Source organism: Mycoplasma sp. 888, assembly GCF_035609225.1.
GTDB lineage: Bacteria > Bacillota_I > Bacilli_A > Mycoplasmatales > Metamycoplasmataceae > Mycoplasmopsis.
Genome location: NZ_CP141192.1, coordinates 125,028 through 138,608, shown reverse-complemented (window position 1 = coordinate 138,608; position 13,581 = coordinate 125,028). Strand labels below are relative to the sequence as shown.

13 protein-coding genes and 3 tRNA genes are annotated in these 13,581 nt (G+C 29.1%); 9 read left to right on the top strand and 7 right to left on the bottom strand.

Features of this window, described 5'->3' with window-relative positions:
* Position 1: 1 nt before the first annotated feature.
* The 3 genes from fba (at position 2) to U5U50_RS00780 (ending at position 4,265) form a co-directional block, all read left to right on the top strand.
* Positions 2-868 carry a class II fructose-1,6-bisphosphate aldolase gene (gene fba, locus U5U50_RS00790; RefSeq protein WP_324672998.1) on the top strand — a complete coding sequence of 289 codons (867 nt, stop codon included), beginning with the start codon at positions 2-4 and terminating at the stop codon, positions 866-868.
* 82 nt (positions 869-950) lie between these two features.
* Positions 951-2,072 carry a thermonuclease family protein gene (locus U5U50_RS00785; RefSeq protein WP_324672996.1) on the top strand — a complete coding sequence of 374 codons (1,122 nt, stop codon included), beginning with the start codon at positions 951-953 and terminating at the stop codon, positions 2,070-2,072.
* Positions 2,073-2,312: 240 nt separating this feature from the next.
* On the top strand, positions 2,313-4,265 hold the full coding sequence (locus U5U50_RS00780; protein WP_324672994.1) for a DNA topoisomerase subunit B: 1,953 nt from the start codon (positions 2,313-2,315) through the stop codon (positions 4,263-4,265).
* An 824-nt stretch (positions 4,266-5,089) separates the two neighbouring features.
* Here U5U50_RS00780 and U5U50_RS00775 read toward each other — a convergent pair.
* Both U5U50_RS00775 and ftsY read right to left on the bottom strand, forming a co-directional pair.
* Positions 5,090-5,320 carry a sigma factor-like helix-turn-helix DNA-binding protein gene (locus U5U50_RS00775; protein WP_324672992.1) on the bottom strand — a complete coding sequence of 77 codons (231 nt, stop codon included), beginning with the start codon at positions 5,318-5,320 and terminating at the stop codon, positions 5,090-5,092.
* Positions 5,310-6,359 carry a signal recognition particle-docking protein FtsY gene (gene ftsY, locus U5U50_RS00770; RefSeq protein WP_324672990.1) on the bottom strand — a complete coding sequence of 350 codons (1,050 nt, stop codon included), beginning with the start codon at positions 6,357-6,359 and terminating at the stop codon, positions 5,310-5,312. Before ftsY ends, U5U50_RS00775 begins: the two co-directional genes overlap by 11 nt.
* Before the next feature lie 136 nt (positions 6,360-6,495).
* Between ftsY and U5U50_RS00765 the strand changes: the two genes are divergently transcribed.
* The 4 genes from U5U50_RS00765 to der all read left to right on the top strand — a co-directional run bounded on the left by U5U50_RS00765 (position 6,496) and on the right by der (position 9,757).
* A complete protein-coding gene (locus U5U50_RS00765) occupies positions 6,496-7,275 on the top strand; it encodes a hypothetical protein (RefSeq protein WP_324672988.1) in 780 nt (259 codons plus the stop codon).
* Between the two features lie 86 nt (positions 7,276-7,361).
* Complete coding sequence (locus U5U50_RS00760; protein WP_324672986.1) at positions 7,362-7,757, top strand: hypothetical protein; 396 nt, start codon at positions 7,362-7,364, stop codon at positions 7,755-7,757.
* Positions 7,758-7,767: 10 nt separating this feature from the next.
* Positions 7,768-8,454, top strand: coding sequence for a (d)CMP kinase (gene cmk / locus U5U50_RS00755; RefSeq protein WP_324672984.1), 687 nt, complete (start codon positions 7,768-7,770; stop codon positions 8,452-8,454).
* Positions 8,447-9,757 (top strand): ribosome biogenesis GTPase Der, encoded by a 1,311-nt coding sequence (gene der, locus U5U50_RS00750; protein ID WP_324672981.1) that lies wholly within the window; start codon positions 8,447-8,449, stop codon positions 9,755-9,757. The genes cmk and der overlap by 8 nt, the downstream gene beginning before the upstream one ends.
* A 713-nt stretch (positions 9,758-10,470) precedes the next feature.
* Here der and rsmG read toward each other — a convergent pair.
* Together rsmG and U5U50_RS00740 are read right to left on the bottom strand one after the other, a co-directional pair.
* The gene (gene rsmG, locus U5U50_RS00745; protein WP_324672979.1) at positions 10,471-11,160 is read right to left on the bottom strand and encodes a 16S rRNA (guanine(527)-N(7))-methyltransferase RsmG; all 690 of its coding nucleotides are present in this window, start codon (positions 11,158-11,160) and stop codon (positions 10,471-10,473) included.
* Positions 11,147-12,133 carry a ribose-phosphate pyrophosphokinase gene (locus U5U50_RS00740; protein ID WP_324672977.1) on the bottom strand — a complete coding sequence of 329 codons (987 nt, stop codon included), beginning with the start codon at positions 12,131-12,133 and terminating at the stop codon, positions 11,147-11,149. The genes rsmG and U5U50_RS00740 overlap by 14 nt, the downstream gene beginning before the upstream one ends.
* A 111-nt stretch (positions 12,134-12,244) precedes the next feature.
* Between U5U50_RS00740 and U5U50_RS00735 the strand changes: the two genes are divergently transcribed.
* Positions 12,245-12,330 (top strand) — tRNA-Leu (locus U5U50_RS00735).
* An 8-nt stretch (positions 12,331-12,338) separates the two neighbouring features.
* Positions 12,339-12,414, top strand: a tRNA-Lys gene (locus U5U50_RS00730).
* Between the two features lie 167 nt (positions 12,415-12,581).
* On the opposite strand, the gene U5U50_RS00725 is transcribed toward U5U50_RS00730, so the two are convergent.
* The 3 genes from U5U50_RS00725 to rplM all read right to left on the bottom strand — a co-directional run bounded on the left by U5U50_RS00725 (position 12,582) and on the right by rplM (position 13,558).
* Positions 12,582-12,658: transfer RNA gene (locus U5U50_RS00725), tRNA-Ile, on the bottom strand.
* 64 nt (positions 12,659-12,722) lie between these two features.
* Positions 12,723-13,121: a 30S ribosomal protein S9 gene (gene rpsI, locus U5U50_RS00720; protein WP_323176655.1), complete on the bottom strand. Its 399-nt coding sequence runs from the start codon at positions 13,119-13,121 to the stop codon at positions 12,723-12,725.
* A 2-nt stretch (positions 13,122-13,123) separates the two neighbouring features.
* On the bottom strand, positions 13,124-13,558 hold the full coding sequence (rplM, locus tag U5U50_RS00715; protein WP_257089389.1) for a 50S ribosomal protein L13: 435 nt from the start codon (positions 13,556-13,558) through the stop codon (positions 13,124-13,126).
* Positions 13,559-13,581: the final 23 nt, after the last annotated feature.

Genomic DNA, 13,581 nt, shown 5'->3' with positions numbered 1-13,581 from the left:
TATGTCATTAGTTAATGCAAAAGATATGCTCAAGAGAGCTAAAAAGGGTAAGTACGCAGTTCCTCATTTTAATATTAATAATTTAGAATGAACAAAAGCAATTCTTACAACATGTCAAGAAATGAATTCACCTGTTATTTTAGGAGTTTCAGAAGGAGCACTTAAATATATAGGTGGATATGAAACTGTAACAGGTTTAGTTTCAGGTCTTATTAAGGACTTAAAAATTTCAATTCCTGTAGCTCTTCATTTAGATCACGGTTCATTTGATGCTTGTGTTAAAGCTATCGAGTCAGATGGTTTCACTTCAATTATGTTCGATGGTTCACACCTCCCATTTGCTAAAAATAAAGAATTAACTCAAAAACTTGTTTACTTAGCTCAAAGCAAAAATATGACTGTTGAAGCTGAGGTCGGTTCAATCGGTGGTGAAGAAGATGGTGTTATTGGAAACGGCGAAATTGCAGATATTGAAGAAGCTAAACAATTAGCTGCTGAAAAAATAACAGTTCTAGCAGCAGGAATCGGAAACATCCACGGTAAATATCCAAAAAACTGACAAGGTCTTAATTTTGAAGTTCTTCAAAAATTATCAAGTGAAACTGGTTTAGGAATTGTTCTTCACGGTGGTAGCGAAATTCCACTTGACCAAATTCAAAAAGCAATCAGTTTAGGTGTTACAAAAATTAACATTAACACCGATTTACAATTAGCAAATCACGCTGCAATTAGAAAATTTATTATTAGCAACAAAGATCTTGAAGATAAAAATTATGATCCTAGAAAACTTTACAAACCTGGTTATGAAGCTATGTGCAGGGTGATTAAACAAAAAATATTAGAGTTTGGATCAAATGATAAAGCTTAGCATCATCTTGATGCTTTTTTTATACACATTATTTCTAAATAGGAATAAAATTATATTTATATACAAATAGAAAAGAGAGAAGATGAAATTTAAAAAATTATCTTTATTCAGTTCACTTGCAATTTTACCAGTTGCTACTACATTATCTATTTCATGTGATAATAAAAATGATGTTTTAAAAGAACCATCAAATCCTATTAGTAATGCAAATAGTGAACTTATCCAAAAACTAGAAACAGTTAAAAATAATTATTCAACTGACAATAATTTGGTTGAATTAGTTGACGGCTACAAAAATAAAATAAACTCAAACAGTACTAATCAAGATTTATTAACTCAAGCGGGAAATGTTGTAAAAGTTTTCAATAGTGCTGATGAAATGACTGCTGAAATTAGACATCAATGATTTTTAGGTTCAAAAACATATAACAATTTAACTGAAACATCAAAATTTTTAAGACAAACTTATGCAAATGAGCAAAACTTAATTGAATCACTTAATGCAATTGATGTAAATTTAGAAATTTATAAAAGTAAATTATTTTCAGCTTTTGCTAATCAGCGAGAAATGGATTACTTATCATCATTAAATTTACAAACAAGTTTAGGTTTTAGCACAACAATTAAAAAATCATTACCACAAAACTATGCTGTTGTTGATATGTCAGGAATTGTTGATGGTGACACATTATATGGTCCATATATGAATTTAGTTAGTGGTATTCAACCAGGAACTCAATCAAATAATCGTAATGGTAGAAATCTAGGATTAAGATCTAGAGGAATCGATACTCCCGAAACAGATAAAGGTTCAAATTCAAATCAATTAGCTTCAAAAGAAAATTATTGAGCTCAAGTTTCTAAAAAATACTACGTAGAACACGTTCAATCACATGGTTTCTTCTTTTACTTTAATAAGTTAAAAGAAGATGATTATGGAAGATGAGTTGTATTCTTATATCCAGATGAAAGAAAAAATCCTGATTTAGAGTTTGGAAACCAGCTAATTAGAGCAGGTTTAGCTAGAGTTGCTTACATTACATTAGACCCTTCAGATAAAAAATTCTACGCAGAAACTGAAGAAGAACAAACAATGTATCAGACAATTAAGAATTCTCAAAATTATGCAAAAGAAAATAGATTAGGTTTCTGAGTTGACCCAATTGAAAATGTATTTTATAAGAACCCTAGAAAGAACTGATAATGTGATCAAGCGAAAGCTTGATTTTTTTATCTAATTTGATTAGCTTAAATTATGCATATTACATATACATATATGAATTAGTAAAAATAGATATTTTTTCACTTTTATGATAGTGTACAAGCTGTAAAAGTAAAAAGGCACTTGCTCAAATATAACAATCTATTTTTCTTAAAAATCTATATAATATTTTAATAAATATATAATATTTATTAAAATTTACATTCGCACATGGAGGTATAAATGTCTGAAGTTCAAAAAAAACATAATTATGATGCAAGTAATATTCAGTTTTTAGAAGGATTAGAACACGTTAGAAAAAGACCTGGTATGTACATTGGATCAACATCTAAATCAGGTTTACACCACTTAATTTGAGAGATTGTAGATAACTCTGTCGATGAAGCTATGGCTGGTTTTGCCAATAGAATTGATATTATCATCACACAAGATAATTCAATTATTGTTGAAGATAATGGTCGTGGAATTCCTGTTGATACCCACGCAAGATTTGGAATTAGTGCACTTGAGGTTGTTTTAACAAAACTTAATGCCGGTGGTAAATTCGAATCTAATGCATATAAAGTTTCTGGTGGACTTCACGGGGTTGGAGCTAGTGTTGTTAATGCTTTATCAGACTCATTTAAAGCTTGGGTTAAAAGAAACGGAAACTTATACTATGCAGAGTTTGCTAATGGTGGAAAAACTATCAAGTCAACAGAAGTTATTGAAAAACTCACTAACCCAAATGAAACAGGAACAAAAATTCAATTCCATCCTGACTATTCAGTTATGGAAGAATTACCATTTGATAAAGAAATTATTTTAGACCACGCGAAGCAAATTGCACACCTTAACAAAGGTTTATATGTTTCAGTATCTGACTACAGAGATAATACACACTATGAATTCTTATATGAAAATGGAATTATTGACTACGTGCACGAATTAAGCGATGGTTACAAACCAGTTACACCTGTTATTTATGCAGATGGAGAATTTGCTGTTAAAAATAACAAAGATGAGGATGTTGTTATTGGTGTTGAAGTCGGTATGCAATACTTGTCTGATTTATATCGTGGAAACATTATTTCATATACAAACAACATTTCAACACACGAAGGTGGTTCTCACGTTTCTGGTTTCTATGATGCTTTAATGCGTTTAATTAATAACTATGCAATTGAAAAAGGTGTTATCAAATCTGAAAGTGAAAAATTTACTCGTGACGATTTAATCGAAGGTGTTACAGCAGTTATCTCAATCAAACACCCTGATCCAGAATTTGAAGGACAAACAAAAGGAAAATTAGGTTCAAAAGATGCTCGTCAAGCTGTTAACAGAGTGTTTAGTCCAATTTTAGAAAGATTCTTAAATGAAAACCCTGTTGATGCTAAGAAAATTATTGAAATTGCATCTATGGCTAAAAAAGGACGTTTAGCTTCCAATGCAGCTAGAGAAAATGCAAGAAGAAAAAATGTTTTTGAATCAGGTGGATTACCAGGTAAATTAGCTGACTGCACATCTAAAAATCCTGAAATTTCTGAATTATATATTGTCGAAGGGAACTCAGCTGGTGGTTCGGCTAAAATGGGTAGAGATAGAAAAACTCAAGCTATCTTACCATTAAGAGGGAAAATTATTAACGTTGAAAAATCTCGTCAAGAAAAAGTTCTTTCTTCAGAAGAAATTTCGTCGTTAATGACAGCTATTGGTACAGGTTGAGGAGAAACATTTAACATCAACAAATTAAGATACCACAAGATTGTTATTATGACTGACGCCGACGTCGATGGTGCTCACATTAGAACTTTATTATTAACATTCTTCTACAGATACTTTAGACCTTTAATTGAGTATGGATTTATTTACATAGCTCAACCTCCTTTATACAAAATTCAACAAAATAAATTTGTTGAATATGCTTTCAACGATAATCAAAAAGATGAAATAATCGCAACATTAAACCCAAGTCAAAAAATTACAATTCAACGTTACAAAGGGCTTGGAGAAATGGATCCTGAGCAACTATGAGAAACAACTATGGATCCTGAACGTAGAAAAATGCTTCAAGTGCAAATTGAAGACATTTACAAATCAGATTCAATTTTTGAAACCTTAATGGGAGAAAGAGTTGAACCGAGAAGAGAATTCATTCAAAAGAATGCAAAATACGTAAAAAATATCGATTTATAATGTTAAAAATGCACATCCAAAATGAACTGGATGTGCATTTTCTTCACTAAAATTTAGAATTAAATTTAAAACTTTATTGCAACTAATTTTTAACAAAAATTGCAAAATCCTAAAATTACATGAATGGAATATATGAAATTTTTTGAATCTCAAAAATAAGAAAAAACTTTTATCACTTACACACTATTTTAAAAGTCAAAAATTATTTTAAATAAATATTTTTATGCTCATAATTTTATTTACTAAAAAGGAATATGATATAAGTGCGACAAGTATATTGTCGCAACAAAAGGGAAATTCTTTTATATATTAAAAAATATTCTATTATTTTAAAAATTTAATTTAGCAAGTTATAAAATAGACATACATTTATTATTAATCATTAAAATTATTGGTTTTTTATACAAGTTTATTATTATCAATAAAGATATTCACTATATTTTTATCACATATTATATTTAGTTGTTTTAATTTTTTATTTTTATTATTATTTTAATAGAGTAAATTTTCCATTTACACTTCTTTAAAATAAAGAAATTTTAATCATATTTATTTGAGTAATTTTATAAATTTAAACGCACAGTTTGTCATATATAAATTTTAAATTTTCAAAATATTAACTATCTTTATTAATTAGCAGATATTAATATTATTTGGTAATTCCATAGATTACTCCTTTATAAAATTTGTTTTTCAATTAAATAATTTGGTTCACTAGTCGTCACTTGAACCAATCAAAAAAATATACATATAATATCCTATTAGCACGTCCAATTTAATGGTAGTTGGATGTGTTTTTTGTACAAAAAAAGATGCAAAAGCATCTACATTTTGTTCATTTTTTCGTCAATTTTAAGCAAATTATGAATTGCTTTATTAACTGCGTCAGTTGCAGCTTGTCTACTTGTAGCCATCACTTCAGCAACTTCTGCATATGACAAATCTTGTTCATAATATAACTTAAAAACTTGTTGTTGATTTTGAGTTAATAAATTACCATATTTATCAAATAACTCTGTGTATTTAATTACGTTTTCTAATGATTTATTGTTCATTATCAATTAATGCTTTTGTCATTTGATAAATAAATAATTCAAGATCAAATTCTTGTAAGTCATCTAGTTTTTCACCTAAACCAACATATTTAACATCAAGATTATATTCATCTTTAATTGATAAAACAATTCCACCTTTTGATGTTCCATCCATTTTAGTAAGAATAATCCCAGTTAAGTTAGCAATTTCTTTGAAGTTTCTTGCTTGAGATAATCCATTTTGACCTGTAGTTGCATCAAGAACTAATAATGATTCATGTGGTGCTAAAGGTTCAAATTTTCTAATAACACCAATCATTTTTTCAAGCTCTTTCATAAGGTTAACTTTATTTTGTAATCTACCGGCAGTATCGATGATTAATAAATCATAATTTTCTTCTTTAGCTTTAGAAACTGCTTGATAAACAACACTAGAAGGATCAGCCCCTTCGTGAGCAGGTTTAACAATTTCTGCACCAATTCTTTGTGCTCAAACACCTAATTGATCAACAGCACCAGCCCTGAAAGTATCAGCAGCAGCAATTAAAACTTTTTTTCCTTCTTTAACATATTTGTTTGCTATTTTAGCAATAGAAGTTGTTTTACCTGATCCATTAACACCAACAAAAACAAAAACATTTAATCTACCAACTTCATAGTTTGGATTTGTATTAACAACTGAGTTGTTTGTATAAATTGTAAACATTTGATCAGCAACAATTTCTCCAATCATTTTTGGATCATCAATATTGTTTAATCTAATTTCTTGTTTAATTCTTTCTACCATAACATCAACTAATGAAGCATTAATATCAGACATAATCAATAACTCTTCAAACTCATCAAAAAAGTCTTCATCAAGTTTTACGTGTCTATTTTGTAGCTCTAAAAGTTTTTTACCAAATGATGCAGAAGAATTTAAACCTTGTTCATATTTCTTAAATTTCTCACTTGTGATTATTTTCTTATATTCTTTTTTGTCTAATTCTTCTTGAACTTGTTCAACATCTTTAGGTTTTCTATTAAAAACCTTATTTACTAAATTTTTAAAAAATCCCATATCTATATTTTACTTTATAAATCAAAATATCACATCAGTCAAATAAAACTTAAACCATAGTGTACAAGTCCTAAAAATAAAAATATATTTGTACTTTATATTGAGCATAGATATTTAAATATAGTAAAATAATTTCATGAGTAGTTTAGTAATGGTAGCTATGCAAGTAATAATTACTTTAATCATTTATTACTGTGCATATAGATTAATCAATTATCTTAAATTAATTAAGGGTAGATTTGCATACAAAGACATGCAAATGAAATCAATTTATTCAGCATTAGCTGGATTTGGTTTCTTTTCAATTAGCTTAATTTTATTTGTTTTAAATGCTACAGAAGTAATTAAATTAATTGGTTCACAAGTTAATGAAGAAACAAAAACAGCTGAAAAGGTCACCCTTTCATTCAGTGCAATTTCAGTTTCATCAATAGTATTCTATTTATCTTGTGTTATGCTTGCAGTTTTAATTTCATTTATGATTATTGTGATTGTATTTGTTCAAAAATCAAGAATTCAAATTTCTAAGAAAGAATTTGATGAATTTGATATCGAAAAATATGACATTAACATTCTTGGTTCATTCACAAGAGCAAACAAATATTCAAGAAACATACCTGTAACATTCAAAGATCAAGTTGGGAATATGTTGTTTTTCAAGAAATTCGGAACAAAAATGTTTCTAAGCAAAATTGTAGATCAATCAATTTTCTTTATTTCACAATCACCATATGTTAATAAAGTTTATGAACAAAATGAAGTGACTTTTACAGAAGATACATTGTTAGCTTCACATTTTAGCAATAACAAAGAATATATCCTTTTTGTACTTAAATCAGCACAAAAAGAAGTGTCAGTTATTAACAAAATTGATGAAAAATTATTTGAGGAAATAGTACTTAAAAAGTTTGCATAAAGAGCTTAAATGCTCTTTTTTGTAATAAATTAATATAATTAATTTATTATGTTAAAATAAAAAAGAATTTAAAGAGGTACATAAAAATGAGTGTTGATAGAGAAACTAAATTATTTAAAAGAATCAAAATTCTTGCAATAAATGATGATGTTGAATTGAAAAAAGAATACGAATGGTTGTATAAAACATTTTCAAACGCTTCTATTTTCATTCCAAAATACATCAACACCATTTCAAACACTAAAACAATACCTAAATCAGATTTGTATAAACCTGATGAACAAATCTTAAAAATCAAAGAGCAATTAAATAAACTTGAATTAAATCTTGAAATCAATTCAATTGACTTCATGGATGATTATGTAATTTTCGATAATAATCTACCTGAATTAAAATATGTTCTAAATTCTCTTTATCCAGAGAACAATAAACAGGAAGATACAAAAAGTACAAAAATCAATAAAAATAAAATAAGACTTTAAAGAGGAAAATATGAGAAAAGTTAATATAGCTATTGATGGTCCAAACGGCGTTGGTAAATCAACTGTTTCTAAAAATCTTGCTCAAAGATTACATTACATGTTTATTAACAGTGGTTCAGTTTATAGAGCAATCACATTAAATGCTCTTCAACGCAATATTTTAACAACTGATACAGAAGGTGTAATTAAATCTCTTGAAACAATCAACATTGAGTTATTACCAAACGATATAACTTTATTAGATGGAACTGATATCTCACTCAAAATTAGAGCTGACTATATTTCAAAAGTTACTCCTACTGTGGCTAAAATTCCTGAAGTTAGAGCATTTGTTGTTAAATTTATTCAACATATGACTTTAAGACAAAAGGGTTACATCATTGATGGAAGGGATACAACTTTCAGAATTCTACCTCACGCTGAAGTTAAAATTTTCTTATGAGCTACACCAGAAGTCAGAGCGCAAAGAAGATATGAACAAAACAAAATATTAGGTTATAACACAAACTACCAAGAAGTTTTAAAAGAAGTTGAATTACGTGATCAACAAGATATCTATAGAGAAGTTGATCCATTACATAAAACAGAAGATGCTATTTATATTGATTGTACTGAACTAACAACTGAAGAAGTTGAAAACAAAATTATTGATATTGTTAACCAAAAATTAAAAACAAAGAAGGAACAAAATGCGTAATACAGTTGCAATTGTAGGGAAACCAAATGTAGGGAAAAGCACTTTTTTCAATAAGCTTGTAGGAAGAAAAGTTTCTATTGTGCACGATGAACCTGGTGTTACACGTGACAGACTTTACGAACGTATTGTTTGAACTGGCCACGAAATTAAAATCATTGACACTGGTGGCATTGAAATTGAAAACAGACCATTCCAAGAACAAATTCAAATTCAAGCTAAAATCGCTATTGAAGAAGCTGATGCAATCATCTTCTTATTTGACGGAACTAGTGAAATTACAAATGATGACTTATTCATTATGAACATTTTACGTAGATCTAAAAAACCAATCATTGCTGTAGCTAACAAACTTGAAGACACACAACAATTTGATTACTCTTGATATAGTTTAGGAGTTGATCACATTTATCCAATTTCAGCTCTTCATGGAGAAGGGATCGGGGATGTTTTAACTAAATGTATTGAAGTTTTAGATTATTCAGACCCTGAAGAAATTGATGCATTTAATTTAGCTATTATCGGAAAACCTAACGCAGGTAAATCTTCACTTTTAAACAATTTAGCTAAAGAGGAGCGTTCAATTGTTTCAGATATCGCCGGTACAACCCGTGATTCAGTTACATCATTAATTGATATTGATGGAAAAACATACAATGTTATTGATACTGCCGGTATAACTAAGAAGTCAAAATTAGTTGAATCAGTTGACCACTATGCCCTTATGCGTGCTATGAACTCACTTTCAGAAGCTGATTTATCACTTATCGTTATTGATGCTTCACAAGAAGAAGTTTCACACTTTGATTCAAGAATTATCGGTTATGCATTAGATAATGAAAAACCAGTTATCATTGTAATTAACAAGTGAGACTTAATTGAAAAAGAAACAAACACAATGACTGAATATGAAAAAAGACTTAGAAACAAATTCCACTTTGTTCCATGAGTTCCATTTGTATTTATTTCAGCTAAATACAATCAAAGATTAAACAAACTTTATGACACAATTAACTTAGTTAGAACAAACTTAGAACGTCAAATCAAACCATCATTATTATCAAACTTGATCTTAGAAACTCAAATTATTCAACCTGCTATTCCATTCAATGGTGGTAGATTAAATATTTACTTTGCAAGACAAGAAAAAGGAAAAATTCCTACATTCACTTTCTTTGTTAACAATAAAAAATACCTACACTTCTCATATCGACGATTCCTTGAAAACCAATTGCGTCAAACATTTGATTTTAGAGGTTGTCCTATTAAAATGAACTTCAAAAACAAGAAAGATACTATTGAATAATTAAAAACTATGCATATGATTTGAATCATATGCATTTTTTTAAACATTTTGTAGAAAATTAGAATATTTCTGACTTTTTTCTTTAATTTTTTAGAATAGCAATTAAAAAATTGAATGCAAATTTAGTTTTATTAGTGCTTAAAGCTTCTCTTATAAGATATTTAAGTAATTTTGATTTGAAATCACTGATTTAAAAGTATCATTTTTACTTGCAACAAGTAAAAATAGATATTAAATTTTAATATTTTGAAAGGAAATTTAAGAAATGGGAAAGCATTTTTTTATCAGTGCCTATATTGGTATTATGAATTTTAAGTAGATTTTTAATTATTCCTCTAATTTTATCACTACTCTTGTCAGCTAATGGAGGATATGCTGCTGGTGTGGGTCCTGTTGTGATTCTTGTTTTATTTTCAATTATTGGAATTACTATAGCTTTATTTGTTATGTAAACATTGGTACAATTAGAATTTGTAATATGAACATACCTGTCGCAATTTTATACATAGTAGGATTTCTTTTCCCGATTTGTACAATTGTTGGAGCATCAATAGGCATTCATAAAAAAACTATTCTGGTAATTATTAGATAAGATGAATTTAATGGATGATCGAATAACAGTCATCCATTTTTATCGAAACATAAAACTCTCTTAATAACATGAAAAATAAAATTAAAATAAAAAAGATAGTTTAATGCTATCTTTGAATAAATTAATTAACCTTCTTAATATCTTTTCATAAATAAGGAAATCTTTTCGGTGTATTTTCTAATTTCTTAATTGAGGCAACGTAATTTTCTCTATCAATATTCTCATCAATAAAAGGCCTTATCGAATATTGAACTTTAACATCTTTCAAAATGCTCTTTGTGTCATTAATTTCTTGAATAGCTTTTTTACCTTTTAATAAAGATAAAAAACCATTAACTTTAACTAAGTGTAAAGCTGCCATACTTAAAGCTTTTACAGTTGCTACAGCTCTTGCTGTAACAACATCAAATTGATTAATTTCCTTTACATTTTCAGCTCTATATTTGTAAACGGTTACATAATCTGATAAGTTTAACTTCTCAATAACTTCGTTTAGGAAGTTAACTCTTTTTAAAAGTGGTTCATATATAACTACTTTGTTTTTAGGCTTTGTTAATACATATGGAATTGATGGGAAACCTGCTCCAGCTCCAATGTCTAAAATAGTTCCATTTTGTAAGTCTTTAGTGATCTCAATCATGAATACTAAAGATTCGTAAATACCTTCATTTCAAAGTCTTTCATTTGAAAAACCAGTTAAATTCATAACTTTGTTTTTCTCTTCAATTAGATTAACATAAGCTTCAAATAAACTAAAATCTCAGTTATTTTTAATACACAATTCTCTAACAAGTTCTTTACTTTTCATCATTGTAATTATTTATTTGTTCCTTTATTTCTGCGTATACATTTGTAATGCTTCCACCATTTAAAGATGCATTAATAACTTTCCCTATAAATTCACCTAATGAAACAATTTGTAATTTTGAGTATTTTTCTAGTAACTCATAGTTATCGATACTGTCTGTAACAATAACTTTTTCAATGTTGGGGTCGTTTTCAAAAATATCAAACCCTTTTGAAAACACACCATGTGTTGCAACAACAATAATTTTATTAGCACCGTTATCTTTTAATGTTTGTGCTGCTTTTTTAATCGTTCCACCTGTATCAATAATATCGTCCACAATAACCGCATTTTGATCTTTGATGTCACCGATAATGCCCATTACTTCAGTTTGATTATCAGCATTTCTTCTCTTGTCTATAATTGTAATTTTAATCGTGTTTGCTATTAATTCAGCAAGTTTTCTAGCTTTTACAGTTCCACCGTGGTCCGGAGATACAACTGTGAATGATGTATTAAGTTTTCTTAATGCTAATGCAAGTGGATATTGTGCTCTTAAATCATCAACAGGGATATCAAAGAACCCTTGAATCGAAGGGTTATGTAAGTCAACACAAATCATTCTAGTAGCACCTGCTACTTGAAGTAAATTAGCAACTAATTTAGCTCCAATCGGTTGTCTTCCTGATGCTTTTCTATCTTGGCGAGCATACCCGTAGTAGCTTAAGCATACATTAATCGAACCTGCGCTTGCTCTTTTAAGTGAGTCAATAAATAACAATAATTCCATTAAATTATCATTTACAGGCTTTGATGTTGAAGCAATGATGTAAACATCTTTGTTTCTAACAGTTTCTTCAGCTACTAACATGGCTTCACCATCAGTATAAACTGTTCTTGTTGCTTTCGAAAGTGGTATATTAACAAGTTCAGAAATCTTTTTTGCTAATTTTTCTGAATTATGCATACCAAAAATAACTGTTTGATCTTTATTCATTTTTCCTCATTTATATTTTACCCCTTTTGTTGCTTTATTATTTAAATAAAAATATTAAAAAAATACTTTGTTTTATTTTTTCTGTGTTATAATATTCAAGCAAAAAGAAATGCCCAGGTGGTGGAATGGTAGACACAAGGGACTTAAAATCCCTCGGTAGCAATACCGTGCTGGTTCAAGTCCAGTCCTGGGCACCAAAAAATGTGCGTCCTTAGCTCAGCAGGTAGAGCAAATGGCTTTTAACCATTGGGTCAGAGGTTCGAATCCTCTAGGACGTACCATTTCAAGAAATTGACCGAGGAACCTTAAAAGGTTCTTTTTTTTTTTTTTTTTACTTTTACAGTAGTGAGCCAGTCAGATAAGTAAAAAATAATTTCTTTAATTTATAAAAAAGAACAAGAAAAACCAACTATTTCTAGTTGGTAAAAATAAGGTCATCTTTATGAAATGGTGCGAACGAATGGACTTGAACCATCGACCTCACGATTATCAGTCGTGTGCTCTAACCAGCTGAGCTACGCTCGCATAAATGTACTTCTATTATAGCATAAAACTATAAAAATAGAAGTACAAAATATTATTAATTTTATTAACGTTTTGAGAATTGTCTTGCACGACGTGCTGCACGTAAACCTGGTTTTTTACGTTCTTTAGCACGAGCATCTCTTGTAAGCATTCCGGCTACTTTTAAAGCTGAACGATATTCAGGGTTAGCTTCTAATAAAGCACGTGCAATACCTAATCTAATAGCACCTGCTTGACCACTAAGACCACCACCACTTACGTTTACACTAACATCAAATGTTCCGAAAGTATCTGTTAAAACAAAAGGTTGGTTAGCATCTTTTAAGTAAATGTCAGATGTTAAGTATTCTCTAGCATCACGATTGTTAATAACAAATTTACCTTTACCTGGTGTTAATCTAACACGAGCAACTGAAGATTTTCTTCTTCCTAATCCACGGTACATAACTGTTTCTTTAGCCATAATTATTTAACCTCTAATCTTTCTGGTTGTTGAGCTTCGTGTTTGTGGTTTGGTCCAGCGTACACAAATAAACTACGACGTTGTTTGTTTCCTAATTTTGTGTGAGGAATCATTCCACTTACTGCTTTTTCAATTAAAGCTGTAGGTCTTTTAACTCTTAATTTTGCTGCTGTAATGCTTTTTAATCCACCTGGGTATCCTGAGTGTGAGTAGTAAATTTTGTTTTCTTCTTTTTTAGCTGTTAAAACTACTTTTTCTGCATTTACGATGATAACAAAGTCACCCATATCTGCGTTAGGTGTAAATGTAGGTTTGTTTTTCCCTCTTAAAATTGATGCAACTTGAGCAGCTAAACGCCCTAATACTTGTCCTTCAGCATCAATAACATATCATTTTTTGTTAGCTTGTTGAGTATTAACTATTGTTGTTTGTCTCACGCTATCCTCCTATATACGTTAAT